Consider the following 25,870-nt stretch of genomic DNA (forward strand, 5'->3'; position numbering starts at 1 on the left):
CATGGCCCCCATGCAGCCCCGGGTCCTCGTGGTCGGCGAGGCGCTCGTCGACGTCGTCCCCGGCCCCGACGGGCAGCCCCGTGACCACCCCGGCGGCAGCCCCGCCAACGTGGCCATCGCCCTCGCCCGGCTCGAGCGCGACGTGCGCCTGGTGACCCTCCTCGGCGACGACGCGCGCGGCGCGGCCGTACGGTCGTGGCTCGAGGCGAGCAACGTGGTCGTGGTCGCCGGGCCGACCGGGTCGGGTCGCACGTCCAGCGCTGTCGTGACCCTCGACGAGTCGGGCGCCGCGAGCTATGTCTTCGACCTCGACTGGGACCTGCCCGCCGTGCCCGACGAGCCGTGCGAGGTCTTCCACGTCGGCTCGATCGCCACGGTGCTCCACCCGGGGGCCGACGCGGTCCTGGCGGCGTTCGAGGCGCGCAAGGGCCATGCGCTGCTGTCGCTCGACCCCAACGCCCGCCCTGCCATCACGCCCGAACGGGCCGGTCCCGTCGCCCGCGTCGAAGAGCTCGTCGCCCTCGCCGACGTGGTCAAGGTGAGCGACGAGGACCTCGCGTGGCTGCACCCCGACCACGACCCCGTCGCGACCGCCGCCCGCTGGGCCGCTGCCGGCCCCGGGCTCGTCGTCGTCACCCGCGGCGGTGCCGGCGCGGTCGCCGTACGCCCCGGCGGCACCACGCTCGAGGTCCCCGGCGTGCCGGTCGCGGTCGCCGACACGGTGGGAGCCGGCGACACCTTCAGCGGCGTGCTGGTCGACGCGCTCATCGCCCTCGGCGTGCACGGGGCGGAGTCGTCCGACGCGCTGCGCGCGCTCTCGGACCGCGACGTGCTCGGTGCGGTGACGACCGCCGCGATCGGCGCCGCGATCAACGTCTCGCGTCCCGGTGCGGACCCGCCCTCGCGCGCCGAGCTGAGCGCCGCGCTCGGGGTGGACCCCCAAGTCGGCCGGGAGTGACCCCGGAGCAGATCCACGACATCGGTCGTCGCCGCGCGTGGATCATCTGGTTCGTCGCGCTCGCGGTCTACGTCCTCGCGGTCTTCCACCGCAGCTCGCTCGGTGTCGCGGGCATCATCGCCTCCGACCGTTTCGACATCAGCGCCACCAGCTTGGCCACCTTCACCGTGCTCCAGCTCGTCGTGTACGCCGGGATGCAGGTGCCGGTCGGCGTGCTGCTCGACCGCTACGGCTCGCGCACCATGCTCCTCGTCGGTCTGGTGCTGATGACCGCCGGGCAGCTCGCCTTCGCGTTCTCGTCCTCCTTCGCCGGCGCCGTGGCCGCGCGGGCGGTCGTGGGTGCGGGCGACGCGATGGTCTTCGTCAGCGTGATACGGCTCGTCACGATCTGGTTCCTGGTGCGGCAGGCGCCGCTGGTCACCCAGCTCACCGGGCTGACCGGCCAGCTCGGCGCGATCGCCGCCGCCGGCCCGCTGGCGTACCTGCTCCACGAGCTCGGCTGGACGCGCACCTTCGCGCTGACCTCCAGCGTCGGCGTCGTGCTGCTCGTCGGGGTGGTCGCGCTGGTGAAGGACTCGCCGTACGCCCGCGACGACGTGGTGGCCGTCAAGCTGCGCGCGCTGGCGCAGTCGGTCCGTACGGTGTGGGGCAACCCCGGCACCCGGCTGGGCATGTGGTCGCACTTCGCGTCCCAGTTCTCCGCCACCGTCTTCGCGCTGCTGTGGGGCTACCCGTTCCTCGTGCAGGGCCTGGGGTGGTCGCCCCGCGGCGCCAGCACCCTGCTGATGGCGATGACGGCCTGGGCGGTGGTGAGCGGCCTCGTCCTCGCCCGGCTGGTCGCGCGGCTGCCCTACTACCGCTCGTGGATCGTGGTCGGCGTCGTGATCGCGATGGTCGTGCCGTGGACCGGGGTGCTGCTGTGGCCGGGCGCGGCACCCACCTGGCTGGTGGTCGTGATGGCGTTCGCGACGGCGAGCGGCGGCCCGGCCGCGATGGTGGGCTTCGACCTGGCCCGCTCGTTCACGCCGCCGCACGAGACCGGTCGCGCCAACGGGCTGGTCAACATCGGCGGCTTCACCGCCTCGCTGCTGACGATGGCGCTGATCGGCGTCGTGCTCGACCTGTCGGCGAGCGGCGGGATGGAGTCCTACACGCTCGGCGACTTCAAGCTGGCGATGGCCGTGCAGTACCTCTTCTGGGCGCTCGGGATCGTCCAGACCCTGCGCTACCGGCGTCGCGGCCTCGCCCACCTCGCCCGGGTGCACCCCGGATCGGTCGAGCAGATGCGGGCGGGGCAGCCCTTCGTCCACCCGGGCATCGGGACCGAGGGCGTCTAGGCGATCCCGAGGACAGCCGCCCCGCGGTGGTGAAGGATGCCTGCATGGGCATGTTCTGGAAGTCACGGGGGCGGGACCAGGGCCCCGCGGACGACGCGCTGACCTTCTTCTCCCGCGACCAGGCCGACGAGTTCCGGGCGCTGGTCGCGGCGACCCTCGGCGAGCGCGGGCTCGAGGTGCAGATGCAGCCCGACCACGCGGTGGACGCCGCCGGTCGGCAGTTCGGGCTGTGGAACCTCGCCGCCCAGTGCGTCGAGGCCCGCCGCCGTGAGTGGCCGCGGCTCGCCGCCGAGCACGTCGACCGGGTCCTCGCGAGCCTCGATGCGCCCGATCCGTTCGAGGACCTGTCCGCGGACGAGGCGGAGCTGCACACCTACGCGCGGCTCTACGACGAGAGCGCGATGCCGTCGCTCGACGGCTTCCCCCACCGTGAGTTCGTGCCCGGCGTGGTGGAGCTGCTGGCCCTCGACCTGCCGGAGACGGTGGCTGTCTACAACCGCGAGCACGCGTCGCGGCTCGGCGGCTGGGAGAGGCTGCGCGAGCACGGTGTCCGCAACCTGCGCGCCCTTCCGGTCGAGCACCTCGAGCAGGTCGACGTACCGGGTGGCGGGTCCTTCCACGCGCTCCTCGGCGACTCCGTGCACACCGCGAGCCGCGCCCTGCTGATGCCCGAGCTCGCCTCGGCGCTGGCCGGGCACGAGGACCTCGGTCACGGCTGGCTGATGAGCATCCCCAACAGGCACCAGGTGACGTGGCACATGATCCGCGACGCCTCGGTCATCCCGGCCGTCTCGGCGATGGCCCACTTCGCCGGGCTCGGGTACGCCGACGCGCCGAGTCCGCTGAGCCCGCACGTCTACTGGTGGGACGGGACCGGCTACCAGCAGCTCACCCGGATCGACGCGGACGGGGCGAAGTCCGTCCACGCAGGCCCGGAGTTCACCGAGATGCTCAACGAGGTCGTCGGCGACGAGCAGCCCTGACCCTCAGCCGATCTCGCCGTCCCCGTCGGAGTCGAGGTCGCCGGTCGGGTCCTCGGCGGTCGGGTCCTCCAGGAAGTCCCCGCCGACCGGGTGCCCCTGCCACGAGACCATCTCCCAGCCGGACTCGACGTCGCCCTCGAGCACGATGAGCGCGGTGTTGTGCAGCGGCTGCGTGGCGGGCGGCGCGTCGGGGTGCGGGGTCATCCGGGTCGAGACCCACGTACGCAGCGCAGCGCCGTGGCTCACGACGAGGGCGGCGTCGTGCCCGGCGGCGGCGATCGTACGGACGGCGGCGTCGTAGCGGGCCAGGAACTCCTCGCCGGTCTCGGCGCCGGGCATCCGGTGGGTGAGGTCCCCCTCCAGCCAGGTCGCCACGGAGCCGATGTAGCCGGCGACCGCGTCGTGGTCGCTGCGCATCTCGAAGTGGCCGGCCGCGATCTCCTCCAGCCCGTCGAGCTGGGTCGGGGTGAGCCCGCGGTCCTCGGCCGTCGGCGCGGCGGTCTGGTGGGTGCGCACACGGCTCGAGACGTAGATCGCGTCGAGGTGCTCGTCGGCGAGGGCCTTCGCGGCGGCCGCGGCCTGGGCGTGGCCGAGGTCGGTCAGGTCGAGCCCGGGGTGGGCGGTGTCGAGCTCGCCGGAGACGTTGGCGTGGGTCTGGCCGTGGCGCATGAGCAGCAGTCGCAAGGGAGGGATCCTCGGCAGGGTCGGTCGGTGTGGGCTAGGTGTTGAACTGGGAGGTCTTGCTGGAGGCGAGCTCGCGCGCCTGCTCCAGTGGCAGCGTCTCGAGCGCCTCGGCGACGTCGGAGCCGATGTGGCTCACCTCGACGCCGCGCTCGAGCGGGACGAGCGTGTGCACCAGGCGGTCGTCGTAGGCGTGGACCATCGTGAAGGCCTGGTTGGCGTCGACGCCGGAGACGAAGCGGTCGACGGGTGCCGGGTCGCTGGTGTAGCAGCTGGCCGAGGCGACCGAGACCGGGACGCCGGCGAAGGTCGACCACGTGGACAGGTGGAGGTGGCCGGCGAGGATGCCGCGCACGTCGGTGCCGGCGATGACGTCGGCCAGCGCCTGCTGGTCGTGCAGCTCGATCAGCTCGGCGGCGCGCAGCATCGGCAGCGGGAGCGGCGGGTGGTGCATGGCCAGCAGGGTGCCGTGCTCGGCAGGTGTGGCCAGGACGTCGGCCAGCCAGGCCAGCTGGTCGGCTGTGAGCTCGCCGTGGTGGTGCCCGGGGACACTGGTGTCGAGCGCGACGATCCTCAGGCCCTCGACCTCGTGCACCCGGTCCTGGGGGCCGGCGTCCTCGGAGTCGAAGAGCCCCCGGGCGAACGGCTCGCGCTCGTCGTGGTTGCCCATCGTCCACACCACGACAGCGCCCATCCCGGCCGCGAACGGCTCGACGATCGAGCGGATCGTGGCATAGGCCTCCGGCTCGCCACGGTCGGCGATGTCGCCGGTGAACACCAGCGCTTGCGGCGCGGGCCGTACGGCCGCCAGCCGGTCGAGCGTGCGCCGCAGGTGGGCCACGTTGTCGATGACGCCGTAGTGGAGGCCCCCGCCACCGATCAGGTGCGGGTCGCTGAGGTGCGCGACGACGTGCCGCGGGGCGGCGTACTGGCCGAGCTGCTTCACGACGAGCAGCCTAGGACCAGCGACAAGGCCGGGACCGGCTCGGAGCCGCGTCGGTGCCTGGGTTGGCCGGCCGTTCACCCGGTCGTCGAGGCACGGTCGGGAACGGGTCGGAACGGGGTCGCGACCCCCGCCTAGCGTCCGGCCCGTGGTGTCGCGCGGTGTGGTGGGGAGCGCGCTGGTGCTGCTCGGCGGACTGGTCGTCGCGACGATCCCCGGCAGCTACGCGGTGGCCGACCTGCTCCAGCCCCTGCGTGGCTCGGCCGCCGGCCGGATGGCGGGCCTGGTGGTCGTGCTCGCGGGGCTCGGCCTGCTGGCGTCCGCCTGGCTGCACCTGTGCCGGCAGGTGGCCCGCGCGGAGGGTCCCGACCAGCCGGCCGCGCTGGCGCGAGTGCGCGCCGCAACGGTCGCGTGGTCCCTGCCCCTGCTCGTCGCGCCGCCGCTCTTCTCGCGCGACGGCTGGTCGTACGCGGCCCAGGGCGCGCTGGTGCACCGCGGGCTCTCGCCCTACGAGCACGGTCCGTGGAGCCTGGTGGGGCCGCGCTCGGTGCCGGGGCCGATCGTCGAGGGCGTCGACCCGCGGTGGATGGCCACGCCGGCGCCGTACGGCCCGGTCCCGCTCGTCGGCGGCGACCTCGCTGCCGGGCTGACCTCCGACCCGTGGCTGCTCGTCGTCGCCCACCGGGTCATCGCGCTGGCCGGCCTGGCCCTGCTCGCCTGGGCGGTGCCGCGGCTGGCTCGCTGGTGCGGGGCCAACCCGGCCCTCGCGTCAGGCCTCGTGCTGGCCTCGCCGCTGACGGTCGCCAACGGAGTGGCGGGGCTGCACAACGATCTGCTGATGGTCGGGCTGATGGCCGCGGCCCTCGTGGCCGCCCGCGACCACGGCTGGGTGGCCGGCGCCGTCCTCGGAGGGCTCGCCGCCGGTGTGAAGCTGCCCGGAGGGCTGGCCTGCGTCGCGGTCGTCCTGCTGACCCTGCCTGCGGCGGCCCCGGTGGCCGTCCGGGTCCGCCGCACGGCCCGCGTCGGGGCCGTCGCCGTCGCCGCCCTCGTCCTGCCGGGGGCGGTGTGGGGGCTGGGCGTCGGGTGGATCGAAGCCCTGGCGGTGCCCGCCACGGTGAACACCCCGCTGTCGCTCCCGACGCTGCTCGGCGGCTGGCTCGACCTCGTCGCCCGGCTCCTCGGGGTCGGCACGCCCGACGAGACCTTCCTCGACGTCGTACGACTGCTGGCCCAGGTCGCCGTCGTCGGCGTCGTCGCGCGGGTGCTGGCCGCCCACCCCGCGGGCGACGGGCGGGCGGCGGTGCGTGCGCTCGCCCTGGTGATGCTCGTCGTCGTGGCGCTCAGCCCCGTGGTCCACCTCTGGTACTTCCTGTGGGTGGCGCCGTTCGTCGCTGTCCAGCGGCTCGGTCGCGGCGCGATGGCGACCCTGGTCGCCGTGTCGCTATTCTCCGGGCTGGTCGCACCCATGGACTCGTCGCTGCACGGCGCCTACCTGGCGATCGTGATCGGGTCCCTCCTCGCCGCCGCAGCGGCCGTGCTGCTGCTGCTCACCCGGCGGGCACGCGAACGACTGGCGGGCATCACCGAGGAATGGACCTCCAGCATCGACGCCACCGTCGCCGACCACGGATAACGCGCCGCCCGCTCGCGGGCCGCGGCGCGCCGGCTCGGCACCGGGCGGGCGGCCACCTCGAGCACCGCGTCCGCGAGGGACACCGGGTCGGGGGAGCCCCAGGCGCCCGACGCCTCTTCCACCAGCTCGCGTGCGCCGCCGCGGTCGGCGGTCACGACCGGCGTCCCCGACGCCAGTGCCTCGAGCACCGCGAGGCCGAAGGTCTCGCCCGGGCAGACGCTGAGGGCGACGTCGGCGTGCCCCAGCGCCCGGCTGAGGCGGGCGGGGGAGTCGACGTACCCGCGGAAGCGTACGGGCGCGGAGCCGGCGATCGCGACGAGCTCGTCGCGGTGCGGGCCGACGCCGTAGACGTCCAGCCGGACCGGTACGCCACGGCGGTGCAGCTCGACGGCGGTCGCGACGGCGAGGTGTGGGCTCTTCTCCCGGGAGAGCCGGCCGGCGTGCGCCAGTCGCAGCACCTCGACGGGCCCGCGCGGGTGCGGTCGGAAGGTCTCGAGGTCCACCCCGAGCGGGACGCGTACGACCGGGCAGCCCGCGGCGCCGGCGACCGCCGCGAACTCGTGGCGGGCGTAGTCGGAGGTGACGACGACGGTGTCCACGCTGCGCACGAGGAGCCGGTTGAGCAGCCCGACCGAGACCTTGGACGTCGCGTCGAGGCCGGTGCGCAGCGCCAGCATGTCGTCGAGCCGCTCGTGCGACAGCAGCACCGACCCCACGCCGTTGCGGCGTGCCCAGCGGGCCACGGGGAGGAGGGTGAGCTTGTCGCTGAGCTCGATCGACGTCGGCTGCCACTGCTCGAGGACCTCGGTCACCCGCCACGGCTCGACGATCAGCCGGTAGCCGCCGCCGACCCGCGGTGCGCGGAGCTGGACGACGTCACCGAGCGGCGTCGACGTGCGGGTGTCCTCCGGGCCGGGGACGACGAGCAGCCGCTCGCAGCCGGCCGCGACGTAGCCCTCGCCGAGGGCACGCAGCGCCGTACGCATCCCTCCCGAGGCCGGGCCGACGAAGTTGGCGAGCTGGGCGATGCGCATGCGCGCACGCTGGCGCAACGAGGTGAACGGACCTCGACGTGCGCCTTGCCGTCAGCGGGCCGGGAGGATGCGTCCGGTGACCTCGCCGAGCGAGATCCGGCCGCCGCCCGTGCCCGGCGCGGTGTAGCGCAGGGTCACCTCGTCGCCGTCCTCGAGGAAGGTGCGCTCCCGGCCGGCGACGGTGAACGGCTCCTTGCCGCCCCACGACAGCTCGAGCAGCGACCCGCGCTGGTGCCGCTCGGGGCCGGACACGGTGCCCGAGCCCCACAGGTCGCCGGTGCGCACGCTCGCGCCGTTGACCGTGGTGTGGGCGAGCATCTGGGCGGGCGACCAGTACATCGTGCGGTAGGGCGGGCGGGCGACGACCTCTCCGTCGAGCACGACCTCGACCTCGATGTCGAGGCCGGCCGGGCCGTCGACGCGGAGGTAGTCGAGGACCTCGGGGTCGTCCTGTCCGGGCAGGTCGGTCCACGCGGCGTCGAGGGCGGCCAGCGGCGTCACCCACGCGCTGATCGAGGTGGCGAACGACTTGCCGAGGAACGGCCCGAGCGGGACGTACTCCCAGGCCTGGATGTCGCGCGCCGACCAGTCGTTGAGGCCGACGACGCCGAAGGTGTGCCGGGCGAAGTCGGACGTCGCGACGCGCTCGCCCATGGCCGACGGCACGCCGACGACGAAGCCGAGCTCGGCCTCGATGTCGAGGCGCTGGGAGGGGCCGTACGTCGGGTCGTCGTCCGTGGGCGCCTTCCGCTGCCCGCAGGGGCGTACGACGTCGGTGCCCGAGACGACCACCGTGCCGGACCGGCCGTGGTAGCCGACGGGGAGGTGCTTCCAGTTGGGCAGCAGCGGCTCGGCGTCGGGGCGGAACATCCGCCCGACGTTGGAGGCGTGGTGCTCGGAGGCGTAGAAGTCCACGTAGTCGCCGACCGTGAAAGGCAGCAGCATCGTCACCGAGTCGAGCGGGGCCAGCGCGGACTCGACGAGGTCGCGCTCGGTCTGGTCGGTGAGCAGGCCGGTCACCCAGGCGCGCGTCGAGTCCCACACGGCGGGGCCGGCCGCCATGAACGGGTTGAGGGTGGGCTGGTCGAACAGCTCGTGGATGTCGACCATGTCGGCGGCCGCGACGACGCTGAGGTCGAGGACCTGGTCGCCGATCCGCACGGCGACCCGCGGCCGCTCACCGGAGCTGGCGAACACGCCGTAGGGCAGGTGGTCGACGTCGAAGCCGGAGCCGGCAGCCCCTTCGACCCAGCTGCTCGGGGTGGTGGGTGTGCTCATGGGGCGTCCTTCCGGTGGGGCAGCAGCCCGAGGGCGATCAGGTCGTCGCGGGGCTCGGTGACCGAGCACGACCCGAACGAGGTGAACCAGCGGCGGGCGGCGGCGACGCCTCCGTCGGCGAGGTCGGCGGCCAGCGCCGCGCCGTCGCGCTGCTCGAGCACCGCGGTCGCGTCGTCGACCGAGCCGCCGTCCCACAGCGCCTTCGTCGCGGCCGCCACGTTGAGGAAGCCGTGCGTGCCACCGCCCTCCGGGTCGTGGCGTACGGCGCGGTGCAGGCCGGCGGTCGCCTTGAACCTGGTCTCGCGGTCGAGCGCCGCGTCGATCCACGCCGCGACGGTCGCGGAGTCGGGCACCAGGTCGTGGTCGACGTGGCCGAGGCGCAGCTTGAGCCGGTGGTCGCACGCGGCGACCTCGTCGGCCGCTGCCAGCCATGCGGCGGTCGGCGGTCCGGGGAGCTCGATGAAGAGGGGCACGTCGAGGTCGGCGTCCCGGGCCGCGGCGTCGATGCGGCGGACGTTGCCGACCGGGTCGTCGGTGTCACGGACGACGATCTCGACGGCCGCGACGTCCAGTCCGAGCCTCGCCGCCGCGCCCAGGGGGCCGGCGAGCTGGCCGGCGCCGCCGGTGACCACCACGGAGAGCGGGGCGTCGAAGCCGCGCACCAGCGGCAGGTCGGTGTCACGGAGCACGAAGCTGCCGACGAGGTCGGCCCACCACTCCTCGCGACGCGCGCCGTACGCCGCGGTCGCGTCGTGGAGGGGGGCGTCGCCCGGCGGGAAGATGGCGGCGTCGTCGACGAGGCCGGTCCACTCGTCGGGCCAGCCCGAGGAGTCGGCGGGATCGGCAGGAGCGGGGTCGACAGGTGGTGGGGAGGGCGTCACGGGTCTACTCTAGCCACCAGATAGCGGACGTGAGAGTCCGATAATCGGATGACAGGATCGCACCGATGGCCTACTACCGAGCACTCGGCCAGCTGCCCCGCCAGCGCCACACCCAGCTGCGCGACGACGACGGTCACCTGTTCCGGGAGGAGCTGATGGGCGAGGAGGGCTTCTCCTCCGACTCCTCGCTGCTCTACCGCCGCGGCGTCCCGAGCGCGATCACCGACAGCACGGTCTGGGAGCTCGGCGACCAGACCCGCACCCCCAACCACCCGCTCAAGCCCCGCCACCTCAAGCTGCACGACCTGGCCACCGGTGACTGCGCCGTGGAGGGCCGCCGACTGGTCCTCGGCAACAACGACGTCCGGATCGCCTACGTCGTCACCGGCACCGACCCGTCCCCGCTCTACCGCAACGCGATCGGTGACGAGTGCGTCTACGTCGAGTCCGGCAGCGGCACCGTCGAGACCGCCTTCGGCGTGGTGCCATACCGCGCCGGCGACTACGTCGTCATCCCGCGCGCCACCGACCACCGCTGGGTGCCGGCCGAGGCCTCGCGTCTCTACGCGATCGAGGCCAACAGCCACATCCACCCGCCCAAGCGCTATCTCTCGCGCTTCGGCCAGCTGCTCGAGCACGCGCCCTACTGCGAGCGCGACCTGCACGGCCCCGCCGAGACCTTCCAGGCCGACGGCACCGACGTCGACGTGCTGGTCAAGCACCGCACCAGCTCGGGCATCGTCGGCACCCGGCTGACCTACGCCACCCACCCCTTCGACGTCGTCGGCTGGGACGGCTGCCTCTACCCCTACACGTTCAACATCGAGGACTACATGCCGATCACCGGCAAGGTGCACCAGCCGCCGCCGGTGCACCAGGTCTTCGAGGGCTGGAACTTCGTCATCTGCAACTTCCTGCCCCGCAAGGTCGACTACCACGAGCTCGCGATCCCGGTGCCCTACTACCACTCCAACGTCGACTCCGACGAGGTCATGTTCTACGTCGGCGGCGACTACGAGGCCCGCAAGGGCTCGGGCATCGGGATCGGCTCGATCAGCCTGCACCCCGGTGGCCACGCCCACGGCCCGCAGCCCAGCGCGATCGAGGCGTCCCTCGGCGTGCAGTACTTCGAGGAGTCCGCCGTCATGGTCGACACCTTCGCCCCGCTCGAGCTCGGCGAGGGCGGCCTCGCGGTGGAGGACCCGGCGTACGCCTGGAGCTGGGCCGGGCGTGGCCCCAGCCCCAGCCCCTCGGGTCGTGCCCCCGGCGAGGACGGCGGACCGGCGGTCTTCAGCAACAGCTGAGCGCCCCGTCGCCGCGGCCCCTTCCTTCGGGTGGTCGTTAGCGTGGCCGGCATGACGACCGCTGAGCACAGAGGCGGCGACGCCGACCTCCCGCCCTGCGTCCTGCTCCTCTTCGGTGCCCGCGGCGACCTCGCCGCTCGCAAGCTCTTCCCCGGCCTCTACCGCCTCGCGGCCGCGGGGCGGTTGCCGCGCGACTACGCGGTCATCGGCAGCGGCCGGCACTCGCCGGGCTCGGACGAGGACTTCCGCGACGAGGTGCTCGAGGGTCTGCGCGACTCCGTCGACGACCTCGACGAGGACGTCGCCCGCGAGCTGCTCGAGCGGACCGCCTTCTGCACCTCCGACGCCGACGACGGCACCGAGCTCGCGGCCCGGGTGCGCGAGGTCGAGAGGGACCTCGGTGAGGACGTACGCCGCCTCGTCTACCTCTCCGTGCCGCCGACCGCGATGTCCGGGATGGTGGCGATGCTCGGTCGCGAGGGCCTCGCCGAGCGGGCCCGGCTGGTCATCGAGAAGCCCTTCGGCCTCGACCTGGCCTCCTTCGAGGAGCTCGACGACGACGTGCACGCGGTCTTCGAGGAGGAGCAGGTCTTCCGCATCGACCACTTCCTCGGCAAGGAGGCCGTCCAGAACCTGCTCGCCCTGCGCTTCGCCAACGCGCTGTTCGAGCCGGCGTGGAGCCGCCACAGCATCGCCTCGGTCCAGGTCGACGTCCCCGAGACGCTCGCGATGGAGGGCCGCGGCTCGTTCTACGAGTCGACGGGCGCGCTGCGCGACATGGTCTCCACCCACCTCTTCCAGATCCTCGGCGCCGTCGCGCTCGAGGACCCGGGGGAGTGGTCAGCAGCCGCCGTGCGCCGCGCGCGGGCGGCGGTGTTCGCGGACGTGCGCCCGCTCGACCCGTCGCGCGTGGTGCTCGGCCAGTACGACGGCTACCGCGACGAGGACGACGTCGACGAGGACTCCGACGTGGAGACCTTCGTGGCGCTCGAGGCCTTCGTCGACAACGACCGGTGGCGCGGCGTGCCGTTCCACCTGCGCACCGGCAAGGCGATGGCCGAGACCCGGCGCACGGTGACCCTGCGCTTCCGCGAGCCGGAGTCGTCGGTGTTCGGCACCGGACTGGCGCCCGACGAGCTCGTCCTCGAGCTCACCGACGAGGCGCAGGTGCACGTCGAGCTGCTCGGCAAGCGTCCCGGCCCGGAGATGGAGCTGGCCCCGGCCACGATGCGGCTCGACCTGGGCGACGAGCTCCCGCACGACGAGCCGCTCGAGGCCTACGAGCGGCTGCTCCTCGACGTGCTCCACGGCGACCACACGCTCTTCGCGCACGCCGACGAGACCCGCCGGCTCTGGGAGGTCTGCCAGCCCGTCCTCGACGACCGCCCCGACCCCCGCCCGTACGCCTCCGGGTCGTGGGGCCCGCAGGAGGCACTCGGCCTCCCCGACGGGGGCTGGCGGCTGGGGCGCGAGGACTCCGATGGGTCGTGACAGGGGAAGTGACCCCGAGGCCCTCCCCATCGCGGAGCACGGCCTCGTCGGTGACCTGCGCACCGCGGCGCTCGTGGCGACCGACGGCACCATCGACTGGTTCTGCCCCGGCCGGTTCGACGCACCGAGCGTCTTCGCGTCGATCCTCGACCCCGGCGCCGGGTCGTGGCAGCTGCGTCCCGACGACGAGGACGCCCGCAGCCAGCAGTACTACCTCCCCGAGACCAACATCCTCATCACCCGCTTCATGACCGAGCGCGGGGTGGTCGAGGTCCACGACTTCATGCCCGTCCTGCGGGCCCACGACCCCGACCACCGCCAGCGCCTCGTACGCCGCGTCGTCGGGCTGCGGGGCTCCGTCGACCTCACGACGTCGATGGCGCCGCGCCCCGACTACGGCACGACCGAGCCGGACCTCGACGTCGAGGACGGCGTGGTGCGCTTCGCCGACGGCGACGTCCACCTGGCCCTGTCGAGCACCGTGGACCTCGACGTCGACGACTGCTCCGCCTCGGCCCGGCTGTCCCTGCGCGCCGGCGAGTCGGCCCTGTTCGTGCTCGAGGTCCTCGCGCCCGGGGAACCGGCCCACGGGTGCGGCAAGGGTGACGTCGACGAGCTGTTCGAGGCCACCGCCGCCTTCTGGCGGTCGTGGCTGTCGCAGAGCACCTACACCGGGCGGTGGCGCGAGTGGATCGACCGGTCGGCGCTCACCCTCAAGCTGCTGTGCCACGAGCCCACCGGCGGCATCGTCGCCGCCCCGACCACCAGCCTCCCCGAGAGCATCGGCGGCACCCGCAACTGGGACTACCGCTACGTCTGGGTGCGCGACGCCGCGTTCAGCGTGTACGCCCTGCTGCGCCTGGGCTTCACCGACGAGGCGGCGGCGTTCGTGCGGTTCCTGTCCGAGCGGCTCGGCGAGGCGGCCGAGGACGGTGACGACGAGCTCGGCCCACTGCGGGTGCTCTACGACCTCGACGGCAACCTGCCCCACGAGCGCGAGCTGGGCCACCTCGCGGGCCACCGCGGCTCGCGACCCGTACGCGTCGGCAACGGCGCCGTCGACCAGCTGCAGCTCGACGTCTACGGCGAGCTGATCGACTCGGTCTACCTCTTCGACAAGCACGGGCGCGGCATCAGCCACGACGCGTGGTCCGACCTGCGCCGCATCATGGCCTGGCTGATGGACAACTGGGAGCGCCCCGACGCGGGGATGTGGGAGATCCGCAGCGAGCCGCGGACCCACACCACGTCGCTGGTGATGAGCTGGGTCGCGGTCGAGCGGATGATGCGGGTGGCGCGGCGGCGTGGCCTGCCGAGCGACCTGACCGAGCTGGCCACGACCCGCGACGCGATCTACGAGCGGGTGATGACCGACTGCTGGAACGACGAGCTCGGCGCCTTCACGGCCTTCCCCGGCGGGAAGGTGCTCGACGCCGGTGCCCTGCTGATGCCGATGGTCAAGATGCTCGCGCCCGACGACCCCGGTTCCTCTCCACCCTCGCCAAGGTGGAGGAGCGGCTGGTGTCCGACAGCCTCGTGCTGCGCTACGACCCGGAGTCGTTCGCCGACGGCGTCTCGGACGCCGGTGGGACCGAGGCCGGCATGGCCGGCGGCGAGGGCACGTTCTCGCTGGCCTCGTTCTGGTACGTCGAGGCCCTCACCCGCGCCGGCCGGCTGGCCGATGCGCGCCTCGCGCTGGAGAAGATGTTCACCTACGCCAACCACCTCGGCCAGTACGCCGAGCAGGTGGGGCTCAACGGCGAGCAGCTCGGCAACTTCCCCCAGGGCTTCACCCACCTGAGCCTGATCAGCGCCGTGATCAACCTGGACCGTAGCCTCGACGCATGACCAGCGCGCCGGGGACCCGTCCGGCCCGCGGCACCCTGGTGCTGATCCCGTTCGTTCTGGCGATGCTGGCGATGCTCGGCCCGTTCAGCATCGACACCCCGTTCCCCGCGTTCTCGCAGATGGGCGACGCCCTCGACGTGTCCGTGGGTGAGCTCCAGCTCGTGGTGACCGCCTACATGCTGGCGTTCGCGGCGATGAGCATCTTCCACGGACCGCTGTCGGACGCGCTCGGCCGCAAGCCGGTGATCGTGTGGTCGCTGGCGGCGTACGCCGTGGCCTCCGTCGCGTGCGCGTTCGCGCCGACCCTCGAGTGGCTGCTCGTCGGGCGGGTCGTGCAGGGGCTGGCGGCGGGCGGCTCGACGATCGTGAGCCGCACGATCATCCGGGACCTGTTCGACGGCGCCGACGCGCAGCGCCTGATGAGCCAGGTCGCGGTGATCTTCGGGCTGGCCCCGGCGATCGCGCCGGTCGTCGGCGGGCTGCTGGTGCAGGTCGGGCCCTGGGAGACGGTGTTCTGGTTCATGGCGGCGTTCGCGCTGGTCCTGCTGGTCGGCTCGCTCGCGCTGCTGCCCGAGAGCCACCCGCCCGAGCGGCGGGTGCCGTTGCGGGTCGGCGAGGTCGTCGCCGGCCTCGCCGCGGTCGTGGCCGTGCCCGCCTTCCACCGGATGGCCTGGGCCGGCACCCTCGTCTTCGCCGCCCAGTTCCTCTACATCGGCGGCGCCGCGATCTTCGTCGTCGACCTGCTGGGCGAGGGCGAGCTCGACTTCTGGAAGCTCTTCGTCCCGATGATCGGGGCGATGGTGGTCGGGTCGGTCCTGAGCGGGCGCCTCGGACCGCTCGTGACCAGCTCCCAGCTGGTGTCCGCCGGGTACGCCGCCAGCGCCGCGGGCGCGCTCCTCGGCGTCGTCGTCGCGCTGACCCCCGCCGGCGAGGTGCTGCCGTGGGCGGCGGCCGGCGTCGCACTGATCGCCTTCGGCAACGGCCTGGCCTACCCCAACATCCAGCTGCTCATGCTCGACCTCGTCCCCACCCGTCGCGGTGCGGTCATGTCGGCGGGGGCGTTCGTCACGCTCGTGTTCAACGCCGTCAGCGCAGCCGTCCTCGCCCCGTACGCCGGTCGCTCCGTCCTCGGCTTCGCCGTGGCCGCGGCCGTCTGCGTGCTCCTCGGCTGGGCGTGCTGGCGCTGGCACCAGCACGCCTCGCGCACCTCGGTCCGCGCCTGAACGACCGCCCGCCGCCGCGGCCGAGGGTGGCGGCAGATTGCGGTTGGGGGTGCCTGGGAGGTGCGATGTGCCGCCACCCCTCGAGGTCGGGCGGCGGTGGTGGCGGCAGATGGCGCGTACGGGGGCGCGCGGGTGCGAGGTGCCGCCACCCCCGGGTCGGGCGGTGGGGGTGGCGGCAGATGACGGGTGGGGGTGCCTGGGAGGTGCGATGTGCCGCCACCCCTCGAGGTCGGGCGGCGGTGGTGGCGGCAGATGGCGCGTACGGGAGTGTGCGGGTTGTGATGTGCCGCCACCCCCGCACGCCGGGCCGGCGGCACGGGCTTTGCACCCGAGTTCCCTGCTTCGAGGTACGGATCTGTACCTGTAAGCAGGGCGGTCACCGGATATCCGGTGACTCCAGCCGCCGCGAGCCGACCGCCGACTCAGGAGGTCCAGGCCCGCCAGAGCGCGGCGTACTCCCCGTCGAGGTCGATCAGCTCGTCGTGGCTGCCGAGCTCGACGACGAGCCCGTCCATGACGACCGCGATGCGGTCGGCGTCGTGCGCGGTGTGGAGGCGGTGGGCGATCGCGACGACGGTGCGGCCCTCGAGCAGGTTGTTCATCGAGCCCTCGAGGGTGCGCGCCGTGCGCGGGTCGATCAGCGAGGTGGCCTCGTCGAGCACGAGGGTGTGCGGGTCAGCGATGATCAGCCGGGCGAGCGCCACCTGCTGGGCCTGCGCCGGCGTCAGGGCGAATCGCCCGGACCCGATCATCGTGTCGAGGCCGTCGGGCAGCCGCTCGACCCAGGCGAGGGAGCCGACGGCGCGCAGGGCCTCGCGCACGGCGTCGTCGGAGGAGTCCTCGCGCGCGAGCACGATGTTGTCGCGCACCGTCCCGATGAAGACGTGGTGCTCCTGGGTGACCAGCGCGACCTCGGTGCGCAGCACCTCCAGCGGCAGGTCGACCAGGTCGACGCCGCCCACCCGGGCGGACCCGGTGCGGGGGCGGTTGATGCCCGAGAGCAGCCGGCCGAGCGTCGACTTGCCCGAGCCGCTGGGGCCGACCACCGCGAGCCGCTCGCCCGTACGCAGCCGCAGGTCGATGCCGTGCAGCACGTCGTGGCCCTCGCGGTAGGCGAACCGCAGGTCCTCCCCGACCAGCTCGACCCCGTCGGGCAGCCGGTCGCCGGGCTCGCGGTCGGGCTGGACCTCGGCGATGCCGAGCAGGCGGCTGGTCGAGGCGGCACCGACCTGGAGCCGGTCCACCTCGCCGATCACGGCGTCGAGCGGCTCACTGAGCGCCACCACGTAGAGCATCGCCGCGGTGATCTGCCCGAGGTCGACCCAGCCGCGGCTGTAGGCGTACGCGCCCACCAGCAGGGTGACGACCTGCGGCACCTGGAAGGCACCGTTGAGGGCGGCGAACAGCACGTTGCGCAGCGTCATGCCGTAGCGCTCGGCCTGCGCGGAGACCTCGATGTCGTCGGAGCCCGCGCGCACCCGGGCGGTCGAGAGCCCGAGCGCCTCCACGGTGCGGGCGCCCTCGACGGTCTCGGTGAGAGTGGTGTTGATCCGCGAGTAGGTCGCCCCCTCGGTGATGTAGGCCTTGGGGGCGCGGCTCAGGTAGGTGCGCACCGCCGGCGTGCACAGCGCGAACACCACGAGGGCCGGCACCGCGAGCACGAGGGAGTTGAGCAGCATCGCCACGACGGAGAGCAGGACCGTCAGCAGCGAGATCAGCAGGCGGGGTACGCCCCACTGCACGCTGCGGGCCATGGTCCCGACGTCACGGGTGACGCGCGTGACCAGGTCGCCGGTGCTGGCACCCTCGACCCGCCCCAAGGGCAGGCGCAGGATCGTGCCGACGATGTACTCGCGTGCCGAGGCGAGGAGGTCCTGGCCGAAGTGGGTGGAGGTCCGCTGGGCGCCGAAGGTGAAGACGGCCTGGAGCAGGACCACGCCGACCACGACGAGGGCCAGCGTGTCGAGCCCCTCGACGGCGGCACCCTGGGTCTGGACGCGGTTGACCAGCTCCCCGAGCAGCCGCGGCACCACCAGCGCGGAGCCGGCGGCGAGCGCGTTGAGGGCCACGAGCAGGGCGAACGACTTCTTGCGGCTGCGCACCAGGTCGCCGAAGAAGGCGAGCACCGCGCGGTTGCCCGACACCGGCCAGCCGCGCGCCGGGTTGCGGGAGGCGGCGTAGACGTCCTCGGCGCGCTGGCGGCGCAGGGCGTGGCGCTGCCACAGCGCCCGGTGGCGCTCGCGAGCCCCGACGCCCCGCGGCGGGTGCAGCTCGTCGGGGATGGCGGGCGGGTCCTCGGTCCGGTCGCGCCAGGTCGCGGCCGAGGTGGCGAGGAGGTCGGTGCTCATCGGGCGGCCTCCTCCTCGTCGAGGGCGCGGGCGACCACGCGGCGGTAGTCGTCGACGGCGAGCAGGTCGGCGTGCCGGCCCTCGGCCACCACCGTGCCGTCGTGCAGCAGCACGACGTGGTCGGCGTGGTGCAGCCAGAGCGGTGAGACCGTCGTGACCACCGTGGTGCGGCCCCGGCGGGTGTGGGCGACCCGCTCGGCGACCCTGGCCTCGGTGTGGGCGTCGACGGCCGAGGTCGGCTCGACCAGCACCAGGACCGGCGGGTCCCCGGCGATGGCCCGGGCGAGGACGACGCGCTGGCGCTGCCCGCCGGACAGGCCGCGGCCGCGCTCGTCGAGCTGGCCCTGCCATCCCTCGGGCAGCGCGTCGTAGACGTCCTCGGCGTTGGCGACGCGGAGGGCGTGCTCGGCCTGCTCGCGGGTCAGCCGGCCGTGGGGGTCGACGGCGTCCTGGAGCGTGCCGGCGAACAGCTGGCTGCCGGTGTCGCTGACCAGCACCTGGCGGCGTACGTCGGCCAGGTCGGCGCGGGCCAGGTCGACGCCGCCGAGGGTGACGCCCCAGTCGCGGCCGGCGCGCTCCTCGTCGAGCGCCGCGATCCGGGCGCGTTCACGGGCCTTCTCGGCGCGGGCGCGTCGGGCGGCCCGACCGCGCACCGCGTCATCCCCGTCGACGGGGACGGGCTCGGTGTCGGCGGGCAGGTAGCGGCCGAGCCGGTCGGCCAGGGCGGAGCTCTGCTCGGGGACGGCGCTGACGACGACCGTGAGGATGCCCGGCTGCACGGTGAGACCGCTGGTCGCGTCGTGGAGGGCGGCGGTGCCGTCGAGGGCGACCGGCTCGGCCGGGTCGCGCCACGGGGGTCGCTGCTCGAAGATCGCGATGGCCTTGCGGGCGCTGACCATCGAGCGCACGCCCTTCTGGGCGAACTCGAAGAACGTCCGGATCGGCCCGACCATGAACAGGCCGTAGCCGAGGAAGGTGATGAGCTGGCCGACGGTCAGGGCGCCGGCCTCGACCTGCCGGGTGCCGAGCCAGACCAGGGCGACGAGGAAGATGCCGGAGAGCAGCACGCCGACGGCCTCGACGACGGCCTGCCAGATGCCGGCCGCGACGCCCGCGTCCTTGGCCGACTGGGACTGGCGGTCGTAGTTGGCGCCGAAGGTCTGCTCGCCGCCGATGCCCCGCAGGATCCGCAGGCCGGCGACGATGTCGGTGGCCAGCGAGGTGAGGTCGGACGTGCGCGAGCGCTCGAGCTGCTGGCGGCGGTGCAGCGGCCGCAGCAGCGGCAGCGCCGCGCCGACGAGCACGGGCGCCGCGACCAGCGTGAGCAGGCCGAGCTGCCACGACATGGTCAGCACGATGACCGCGACCGTCAGGTAGGAGACCAGCTGGCCGACGGTGCGGGCGAGGATCTCGGTGAGCGCGCCGAACTCGTCGGAGTCGCTGGAGGCCACGCTCAGCACCTCACCGGTCGGCGAGCGCCGGGGCAGCACGTGCCCCATCTGCACGACCTTGCGGGTGACCATCTCGAGCGCGCCGTAGAGGCCGATGAGCCAGGTCCGCACCACGAGCGTGTGGGACACGATCCCGAAGACGGCGCCGATCAGGACCACGCCGAGCAGCAGCGCCGCCCAGCCGAGCAGCGCCGCCGTCGAGCCGCCCACGATGCCGTCGTCGACCGCGCGGCCGAAGATCCACGGGCCGAGGGTCATCGGCAGGAACCACAGCGAGTAGCACAGCGAGGACAGCGCGATGAGCGCCTTCTGCTGGCCCAGCACCCACCTCAGGAATGCGGCAGGCGTCCGGGTGTCGGGGTCCGGAGAGGGGGCGGCGTCTGAACCCGAGAAGAACGTCGCGGTCCGGGGTGGGAAGTCCTGCATGTCACCGTCGACCCTAAGCGGTCGGGCCCCGTCCGGACGACGCAATAACCAGGTCGCCCGGACGGGGTCGTGGGCCTCAGGCCGCGCCGTACGCCGGGTAGTCGGTGTAGCCCTCGGCGTCGCCGCCGTAGAAGGACTCCGGGCGGGGCGGGTTGAGCGGCAGCCCCTCGGCCAGTCGGCGGGGCAGGTCGGGGTTGGCGATGAAGGTCCGGCCGAAGGCGGCCGCGTCGATCCAGCCCGCGTCGAGCAGCCGCTCGGCCTTGGCGAGGTCGTAGTTGCCGGCGCCGACGATCGGGCCGGGGTGCGCCTCGCGCAGGGCCCGGCGGTAGTCGTCGTCCAGCTCGGGGCCGCCGGCCCAGTCGGGCTCGGACAGGTGGAGGAACGCCAGGTCGCGGCGGCCGAGCTCCGCAGCGACGTACAGGCCGGCCTCGGCGCCCTCGGGGTCCTCGGTGCCGTTGAAGGACCCGATCGGCGAGATCCGTACGGCCACCCGGTCCGCGGACCACGCGCCGACCACGGCGTCGGTGACCTCGAGCATGAGCCGCGCGCGGTTCTCCAGCGGTCCGCCGTAGGGGTCGGTGCGCAGGTTGCTGTCCGCGGCGAGGAACTGGTGCAGCAGGTAGCCGTGGGCGCCGTGGATCTCGACGAGGTCGAAGCCGGCCTCGCGGGCGTTGACCGTGGCCCGCCGGTAGTCCTCGACGACCCGCGGGATCTCCTCGAGGTCAAGCGCGCGCGGCACCGGGCAGGCCACCCGCGTCGGGCGGCCGTCCTCGCCGCGCACGGTGGTGCGGTTGCGGTAGGGGCCGGCGCTGGCCGAGACCGGCAGCGCGCCGTCGTGGAACGACTCGTGCGAGACCCGGCCGACGTGCCACAGCTGCGCGGCGATCAGGCCGCCCGCCTCGTGCACCGCGTCGGTGACCCTCCGCCAGCCCGCGACCTGCTGGTCGCTGAAGATGCCGGGGGTGTCCATGTAGCCCTTGCCCTCCGGGCTGATCTGCGTCCCCTCGGAGATGAGGAGGCCCGCGCTGGCTCGCTGCACGTAGTACTCGCGCATCAGGTCGTTGGGCACGTCGCCCGGCACGGTCGCGCGCATCCGGGTCAGCGGCGCCATGAAGGCGCGGTTCTCCGTGCGTACGGCGCCGAGGGTCAGGGGATCGAAGAGGGAGGCCATGACGGGGAGCAACGGCCTCCGCGTGGCCGCTATTCCGTGCGCTGCCTCGCCGCACACCGCCCGGACGGGCCCGTCCGGGCGGTGTGGGGAGCGCCACCGGCGAGGCAGGATGGACCCGTGACCTTCCTCTCCCACCTGCGAGACGTGCCCGCCCGGCTCCGCAACGAGTCCCGGCAGGTGCCCACCGACGACATCGACGAGACGGAGGTGGAGGTCGAGTCGACCGCCCATGCGGCGGCCGGTGCGACGGCCGTCGCGGTCGCGATGCGGCGCGCCATCGGGCAGATGGGGGTGCGCCGCGCGGCCTCGACGCTGACCAGGCTCAACCAGGTCGACGGCTTCGACTGCCAGGGTTGCGCCTGGCCCGACCCGGCGCCGGGCCACCGGCACGCGGCCGAGTTCTGCGAGAACGGTGCCAAGGCCGTCGCCGAGGAGGCGACCAAGGAGCTGCTCGACCGGGAGTTCTTCGCCACGCACCCGGTCGCCGACCTCGCCGGGCGCACCGAGTTCTGGCTCGGCAAGCAGGGGCGCATCACCGAGCCGATGGTCCTGCGTCCCGGCGCGACGCACTACACGCCGATCTCGTGGGACGACGCGTTCGCCACGATCGCCGGCCACCTCCGCCGCCTCGACCACCCCGACCAGGCGACCTTCTACACGTCGGGCAAGACCTCCAACGAGGCGGCGTTCGCCTACCAGCTCTTCGTGCGCGCGTTCGGCACCAACAACCTCCCCGACTGCTCCAACATGTGCCACGAGTCGTCCGGGTCGGCCCTCGTCGACACCATCGGCATCGGCAAGGGCTCGGTGAGCCTCGAGGACATCCACCAGGCCAAGCTGATCGTGGTGGTCGGCCAGAACCCCGGCACCAACCACCCCCGCATGCTGTCGGCCCTCGAGGAGGCCAAGTCGCGCGGCGCGCGGATCATCGCGGTCAACCCGCTCAAGGAGGCCGGCCTGGTCCGTTTCAAGAACCCCCAGCACGCCAAGGGCCTGACCGTCGGCACCGCGCTGGCCGACCTCCACCTCCCCATCCGGCTCAACGGCGACCTGGCGCTCTTCCAGGCGATCGGCTCGCTGCTGGTCGAGTGGGACGCCGTCGACCGCGACTTCCTCGACCGCTACACCACCGGCTACGACGAGTACGTCGCCCACGTGGCCGACCTCGACTGGGCGAAGGTCGAGGCCTCCACCGGGCTCTCCCGCGAGCAGGTGACCGAGGCGGCCAGGATGTTCGCTGACTCGCCCGCGACGATCACCTGCTGGGCGATGGGCATCACCCAGCACCACAACGCCGTCGGGACGATCAAGGAGATCGTCAACGTGGCGCTGCTCCAGGGCAACATCGGCAGGCCCGGCGCCGGCGTGTGCCCGGTGCGCGGGCACTCCAACGTGCAGGGCGACCGGACGATGGGCATCTGGGAGCGGCTGCCCGACCACTTCCTCGACGCCATCCGCGACGAGTTCGGCTTCGAGCCGCCACGCGAGCACGGTCTGGACACCGTCGGGTCCATCCAGGCGCTCCGCGACGGGAGGGTCCGGGTCTTCTTCGCCATGGGCGGCAACTTCGTCGGTGCCGCGCCCGACACCGAGGCGACCGAGGCGGCCATGCGCAACGCCGCCCTCACCGTGCACGTGTCGACCAAGCTCAACCGTTCGCACGTCGTCCACGGCGGCGAGGCGCTGATCCTCCCCGCGCTCGGGCGCAGCGAGAAGGACCTGACCGGCGGGCGTCTGCAGCGCGTGACGGTCGAGGACTCGATGTCGGCGGTCCACGCCTCCCACGGGCCGCTCGAACCCGCTTCGGAGCACCTGAAGTCCGAGGTCGACATCATCTGCTCGCTCGCACTCGCCACCCTCGGCGAGGACTCGCCCGTCCCGTGGGCCGCGTTCCGCGACGACTACAGCGAGATCCGCCGCCGGATCGCGCGCGTGGTGCCCGGCTGCGCTGCGTACGACGAGAAGGTGCACGAGCCCGGCGGCTTCGTGCTGCCCCACCCGCCCCGCGACAACCGGGTCTTCGAGACCCCCAGCGGCAAGGCGGTCATCACCTCGACCCCGCTCGACGTCCTCGACGTGCCGCGTGGGCGGTTCCTGCTGCAGACGATGCGCTCGCACGACCAGTTCAACACCACGATCTACGGCCTCGACGACCGCTACCGCGGGGTCAAGGGCGGGCGGCGGGTCGTCTTCGTCAACCCGGACGACGTGCGCGACCTCGGCTTCGCCGAGGGCGACGTCATCGACCTGGTCAGCGAGTGGAAGGACGGCATCGAGCGGACCGCCCGGTCGTTCCGCGTCGTCCCCTACGACCAGCCGCGCGGCTGCGTGGCCGCCTACTACCCGGAGGCCAACGCGCTCGTCCCGCTGGACTCCACGGCGGAGAAGAGCAACCAGCCGGTCTACAAGTCGGTCGTGGTGCGCCTCGAGCGGCCCGGCTCCGACGAGCACGCGACGGGCAGCGGGCACGGGTCGAAGGACCAGGGACCCGGCTCCCTCCGCGACGACGAGCCGCACCACCTGAGCTGAGCCTCCGCACGAGTTCACCCGATCGGTTAGCGTGGCCGACGATGACCGCGCAGATCGACGTGCTCACCTCGCGCGAGGTCCCGCTGGGGGGCCCCCGGGCGATGCGCGTACGCCGAACGCTCCCGCAACGGCACCGCTCGCTCATCGGGGCGTGGTGCTTCGTCGACCACTACGGCCCCGACGAGGTCGCGCACACCGGCGGGATGGTCGTCGCGCCCCACCCGCACACCGGGCTGCAGACCGCGAGCTGGCTCTTCGAGGGCGAGATCGAGCACCGCGACTCGGCGGGCAACCGCGCGATCGTCCGTCCCGGAGAGCTCAACCTGATGACCTCGGGGCGCGGCATCTCCCACTCGGAGGTCTCCACCGAGGGCACGTCCGTGCTGCACGGCGCGCAGCTCTGGATCGCCCTGCCCGGCGGCACCCGCGACACCGACCCCGGCTTCGAGCACTTCGTCCCGCAGCCCGTGCGCGGCCCCGGCTGGGAGGCCCGCGTCTTCCTCGGCTCGCTCCTCGGCGCCGAGTCGCCGGTGGCCACCCACACCCCGCTGCTGGGTGCGGAGGTGATGCTCGCCACCGGCAAGACCCTCGAGATCGAGGTCGACGAGTCCTTCGAGCACGGCGTGCTGCTCGACGTCGGCGCGATCGACGTCGACGGCACCGAGCTCAAGCCCAGCGACCTCGCCTACGCGGCCCCGGGCACCCGTACGCTCACCGTCACCGCCCACGAGGAGGCCCGCCTGCTCGTGCTCGGTGGTCCGCCCTTCGGCGAGCCGATCGTGATGTGGTGGAACTTCATCGGACGCACCCACGAGGAGATCGTCGGCTACCGCGAGGAGTGGCAGGCGCAGATCCGCGGCGGCCGGCAGGTCGACGGCCGGTTCGGGGTGGTCGACATCGACATGGACGCGATCCCCGCCCCCGAGATGCCCAACGTACGCCTCAAGCTCCGGCACTGACCGCGATGGGTTCCTCCGCGGTCGTCGGCACGGACGGCGTCGCCCGCTGCCCCTGGGGCAGCGGCGACCCGGTCAACCTCGCCTACCACGACACCGAGTGGGGCCTGCGGGTCTCCGGCGAGTCGGCCCACCTCGAGCGGCTGACCCTCGAGGCGTTCCAGTCCGGCCTGTCGTGGCGCACGATCCTGCTCAAGCGGGAGAACTTCCGGGCGGCGTTCGCCGGCTTTGACGCCGACGCAGTCGCGGCGTACGGGCCCACGGACGTCGAGCGGCTGATGGCCGACGCCGGCATCGTGCGCAACCGGCGCAAGGTCGACGCCGCGATCGCCAACGCCCGGGCCACCGTCGCGCTGCGCGAGCAGGGCGGTCTGGAGGCGTTCATCTGGTCCTTCCGCCCCGAGCCTGGCCCGCCGCCGCGCACGACTGCCGACGTGCCGACCACCTCGCCCGAGTCGCTCGCCCTCTCCAAGGCGCTCAAGAAGGCCGGGTTCGCCCACGTCGGTCCCACCACGATGTACGCCCTGATGGAGGCCATCGGCCTCGTCGACGACCACCTCGAGGACTGCCACCGCCGCGGCTGCGCTGACTGACGGACGTCAGTCGGACTTGCGCCAGACCGAGACGTGGCTCTCGCTGTCGCTGGTGAAGGGTGCGCCGTGCCAGTCGGCGACGCGTCGTTCGAGCGACATCCCGGCGAGCTGGGCCATCAGGTCGCACTCCGCCGGCCAGATGTAGCGGAAGTTGCTCGCCCCGTAGGTGACCGTGCCGTCGTCGTGGCGGCGGTAGTGGTGGGACGTGCCCTGCTGGGTGGTCATGTCGTAGGTGTCGAAGCCGACGTGGCTGCTTCCGACGTGGAACGGCACCGCGTCCTGTCCCGGAGGGAACCGCCGGATGCCGGGGACCCAGAGCTCCACGACGAAGCGGCCGCCCGGCGCGAGGTGCCGTGCCGCGTTGCCGAAGCACGCCACCTGCTCGGCCTGGGTGCGCAGGTTGCCGATGCTGTTCCACACGACGTAGACGAGGCTGAACTCGCCCGGCACCCGGGCGGTGGCCATGTCGCCCACGACGACGGGGATGTCGCCCCGCTTGCCCAGGAGCTGGTCCGCCATCGGCTGAGAAAGCTCGATGCCGCTGACCCGCAACCCCCGGTCGGCCAGCGGGATCGCGACGCGGCCGGTGCCCACCGCCAGCTCGAGGGCTGGACCACCACCGGCCAGCGCAGCCAGGAAGTCGACCGCCGGGTCGAGGACCTCGGGGTCGAACATGAAGGCCGAGCTCTCGTCATAGGTCGCCGCTGCTTCTGCGTCCCAGTAGTCGCTGCTGGTCATGGCTGCACGCTGCCCGGCGGCGGTCGCCGACCACAACCGATTTGACCCCTGCCGCCGCGCGCGC

18 protein-coding genes and 2 pseudogenes are annotated in these 25,870 nt (G+C 73.3%); 11 read left to right on the top strand and 9 right to left on the bottom strand.

Annotated features, from left to right (window positions below; genetic code table 11):
- Position 1: 1 nt before the first annotated feature.
- The 3 genes from AC57BS_RS13675 to AC57BS_RS13685 are packed head-to-tail and all read left to right on the top strand — an operon-like array spanning position 2 to position 3,278.
- Positions 2–958: a carbohydrate kinase family protein gene (locus AC57BS_RS13675; protein ID WP_496412003.1), complete on the top strand. Its 957-nt coding sequence runs from the start codon at positions 2–4 to the stop codon at positions 956–958.
- Positions 955–2,295 carry an MFS transporter gene (locus AC57BS_RS13680; protein ID WP_496412004.1) on the top strand — a complete coding sequence of 447 codons (1,341 nt, stop codon included), beginning with the start codon at positions 955–957 and terminating at the stop codon, positions 2,293–2,295. Before AC57BS_RS13675 ends, AC57BS_RS13680 begins: the two co-directional genes overlap by 4 nt.
- Positions 2,296–2,339: 44 nt before the next feature.
- On the top strand, positions 2,340–3,278 hold the full coding sequence (locus AC57BS_RS13685) for a DUF1444 domain-containing protein (protein ID WP_496412005.1): 939 nt from the start codon (positions 2,340–2,342) through the stop codon (positions 3,276–3,278).
- Between the two features lie 3 nt (positions 3,279–3,281).
- On the opposite strand, the gene AC57BS_RS13690 is transcribed toward AC57BS_RS13685, so the two are convergent.
- The gene (locus tag AC57BS_RS13690; protein WP_496412006.1) at positions 3,282–3,962 is read right to left on the bottom strand and encodes a histidine phosphatase family protein; all 681 of its coding nucleotides are present in this window, start codon (positions 3,960–3,962) and stop codon (positions 3,282–3,284) included.
- A gap of 34 nt (positions 3,963–3,996) precedes the next feature.
- On the bottom strand, positions 3,997–4,905 hold the full coding sequence (locus tag AC57BS_RS13695; RefSeq protein WP_496412007.1) for a phosphodiesterase: 909 nt from the start codon (positions 4,903–4,905) through the stop codon (positions 3,997–3,999).
- A gap of 163 nt (positions 4,906–5,068) precedes the next feature.
- Here AC57BS_RS13695 and mptB point away from each other — a divergent pair.
- Positions 5,069–6,403, top strand: a pseudogene (gene mptB / locus AC57BS_RS13700) (polyprenol phosphomannose-dependent alpha 1,6 mannosyltransferase MptB); the annotation flags it as partial.
- Here the strand turns inward: mptB and AC57BS_RS13705 are convergent.
- Genes AC57BS_RS13705 through AC57BS_RS13715 form a run of 3 tightly spaced genes read right to left on the bottom strand, consistent with a single transcriptional unit; the run spans position 6,391 to position 9,728 of the window.
- Positions 6,391–7,569, bottom strand: a complete 1,179-nt coding sequence (locus AC57BS_RS13705) for a glycosyltransferase (RefSeq protein WP_496412008.1) — start codon at positions 7,567–7,569, stop codon at positions 6,391–6,393. The pseudogene mptB and the gene AC57BS_RS13705 sit on opposite strands and share 13 nt — an antisense overlap.
- A gap of 51 nt (positions 7,570–7,620) precedes the next feature.
- Positions 7,621–8,847 carry a fumarylacetoacetase gene (fahA, locus tag AC57BS_RS13710; protein ID WP_496412009.1) on the bottom strand — a complete coding sequence of 409 codons (1,227 nt, stop codon included), beginning with the start codon at positions 8,845–8,847 and terminating at the stop codon, positions 7,621–7,623.
- Entirely contained in the window at positions 8,844–9,728 is an 885-nt protein-coding gene (locus AC57BS_RS13715; RefSeq protein ID WP_496412010.1) for a hypothetical protein, read from the bottom strand. The genes fahA and AC57BS_RS13715 overlap by 4 nt, the downstream gene beginning before the upstream one ends.
- Positions 9,729–9,793: 65 nt before the next feature.
- Here AC57BS_RS13715 and AC57BS_RS13720 point away from each other — a divergent pair, with 65 nt between their 5' ends.
- The 4 genes and pseudogenes from AC57BS_RS13720 to AC57BS_RS13735 all read left to right on the top strand — a co-directional run bounded on the left by AC57BS_RS13720 (position 9,794) and on the right by AC57BS_RS13735 (position 15,594).
- Positions 9,794–11,032, top strand: coding sequence for a homogentisate 1,2-dioxygenase (locus AC57BS_RS13720; RefSeq protein WP_496412011.1), 1,239 nt, complete (start codon positions 9,794–9,796; stop codon positions 11,030–11,032).
- A 51-nt stretch (positions 11,033–11,083) separates the two neighbouring features.
- Entirely contained in the window at positions 11,084–12,523 is a 1,440-nt protein-coding gene (zwf, locus tag AC57BS_RS13725; RefSeq protein WP_496412012.1) for a glucose-6-phosphate dehydrogenase, read from the top strand.
- A pseudogene (locus AC57BS_RS13730) lies at positions 12,513–14,371 on the top strand (glycoside hydrolase family 15 protein). Before zwf ends, AC57BS_RS13730 begins: the two are co-directional and overlap by 11 nt.
- Positions 14,368–15,594 (top strand): multidrug effflux MFS transporter, encoded by a 1,227-nt coding sequence (locus tag AC57BS_RS13735; protein ID WP_496412013.1) that lies wholly within the window; start codon positions 14,368–14,370, stop codon positions 15,592–15,594. Before AC57BS_RS13730 ends, AC57BS_RS13735 begins: the two are co-directional and overlap by 4 nt.
- 422 nt (positions 15,595–16,016) lie before the next feature.
- Here AC57BS_RS13735 and AC57BS_RS13740 read toward each other — a convergent pair whose 3' ends face one another.
- From AC57BS_RS13740 to nemA, 3 genes are all read right to left on the bottom strand, one after another.
- Positions 16,017–17,942, bottom strand: a complete 1,926-nt coding sequence (locus AC57BS_RS13740) for an ABC transporter ATP-binding protein (protein ID WP_496412014.1) — start codon at positions 17,940–17,942, stop codon at positions 16,017–16,019.
- Complete coding sequence (locus tag AC57BS_RS13745; RefSeq protein ID WP_496412015.1) at positions 17,939–19,819, bottom strand: ABC transporter ATP-binding protein; 1,881 nt, start codon at positions 19,817–19,819, stop codon at positions 17,939–17,941. Before AC57BS_RS13745 ends, AC57BS_RS13740 begins: the two co-directional genes overlap by 4 nt.
- 76 nt (positions 19,820–19,895) lie before the next feature.
- Positions 19,896–20,990 (bottom strand): N-ethylmaleimide reductase, encoded by a 1,095-nt coding sequence (nemA, locus tag AC57BS_RS13750; RefSeq protein ID WP_496412016.1) that lies wholly within the window; start codon positions 20,988–20,990, stop codon positions 19,896–19,898.
- Positions 20,991–21,107: 117 nt separating this feature from the next.
- Between nemA and AC57BS_RS13755 the strand changes: the two genes are divergently transcribed.
- From AC57BS_RS13755 to AC57BS_RS13765, 3 genes are read left to right on the top strand one after another with little or no spacing between them, the layout of a single operon-like run.
- Positions 21,108–23,519 (top strand): FdhF/YdeP family oxidoreductase, encoded by a 2,412-nt coding sequence (locus AC57BS_RS13755; protein ID WP_496412017.1) that lies wholly within the window; start codon positions 21,108–21,110, stop codon positions 23,517–23,519.
- A gap of 41 nt (positions 23,520–23,560) precedes the next feature.
- Positions 23,561–24,478 carry a pirin family protein gene (locus AC57BS_RS13760; RefSeq protein WP_496412018.1) on the top strand — a complete coding sequence of 306 codons (918 nt, stop codon included), beginning with the start codon at positions 23,561–23,563 and terminating at the stop codon, positions 24,476–24,478.
- A gap of 5 nt (positions 24,479–24,483) precedes the next feature.
- Complete coding sequence (locus AC57BS_RS13765; protein WP_496412019.1) at positions 24,484–25,068, top strand: DNA-3-methyladenine glycosylase I; 585 nt, start codon at positions 24,484–24,486, stop codon at positions 25,066–25,068.
- A gap of 6 nt (positions 25,069–25,074) precedes the next feature.
- Here AC57BS_RS13765 and AC57BS_RS13770 read toward each other — a convergent pair whose 3' ends face one another.
- Positions 25,075–25,806, bottom strand: a complete 732-nt coding sequence (locus AC57BS_RS13770) for a class I SAM-dependent DNA methyltransferase (protein WP_496412020.1) — start codon at positions 25,804–25,806, stop codon at positions 25,075–25,077.
- Between the last annotated feature and the right edge of the window lie 64 nt (positions 25,807–25,870).

Source organism: Nocardioides sp. BGA-UO-ETr-FS32 (assembly GCF_059567905.1).

Bases quoted from the DNA above. Each gene is read 5' to 3' on its own strand.
- AC57BS_RS13675 (WP_496412003.1), top strand. From the start codon at position 2: ATGGCCCCCATGCAGCCCCGGGTCCTCGTGGTCGGCGAGGCGCTCGTC.
- AC57BS_RS13685 (WP_496412005.1), top strand. From the start codon at position 2,340: ATGGGCATGTTCTGGAAGTCACGGGGGCGGGACCAGGGCCCCGCGGAC.
- AC57BS_RS13705 (WP_496412008.1), bottom strand. From the start codon at position 7,569: ATGCGCATCGCCCAGCTCGCCAACTTCGTCGGCCCGGCCTCGGGAGGG.
- fahA (WP_496412009.1), bottom strand. From the start codon at position 8,847: ATGAGCACACCCACCACCCCGAGCAGCTGGGTCGAAGGGGCTGCCGGC.
- AC57BS_RS13720 (WP_496412011.1), top strand. From the start codon at position 9,794: ATGGCCTACTACCGAGCACTCGGCCAGCTGCCCCGCCAGCGCCACACC.
- zwf (WP_496412012.1), top strand. From the start codon at position 11,084: ATGACGACCGCTGAGCACAGAGGCGGCGACGCCGACCTCCCGCCCTGC.
- AC57BS_RS13735 (WP_496412013.1), top strand. From the start codon at position 14,368: ATGACCAGCGCGCCGGGGACCCGTCCGGCCCGCGGCACCCTGGTGCTG.
- AC57BS_RS13740 (WP_496412014.1), bottom strand. From the start codon at position 17,942: ATGAGCACCGACCTCCTCGCCACCTCGGCCGCGACCTGGCGCGACCGG.
- AC57BS_RS13745 (WP_496412015.1), bottom strand. From the start codon at position 19,819: ATGCAGGACTTCCCACCCCGGACCGCGACGTTCTTCTCGGGTTCAGAC.
- nemA (WP_496412016.1), bottom strand. From the start codon at position 20,990: ATGGCCTCCCTCTTCGATCCCCTGACCCTCGGCGCCGTACGCACGGAG.
- AC57BS_RS13760 (WP_496412018.1), top strand. From the start codon at position 23,561: ATGACCGCGCAGATCGACGTGCTCACCTCGCGCGAGGTCCCGCTGGGG.
- AC57BS_RS13765 (WP_496412019.1), top strand. From the start codon at position 24,484: ATGGGTTCCTCCGCGGTCGTCGGCACGGACGGCGTCGCCCGCTGCCCC.
- AC57BS_RS13770 (WP_496412020.1), bottom strand. From the start codon at position 25,806: ATGACCAGCAGCGACTACTGGGACGCAGAAGCAGCGGCGACCTATGAC.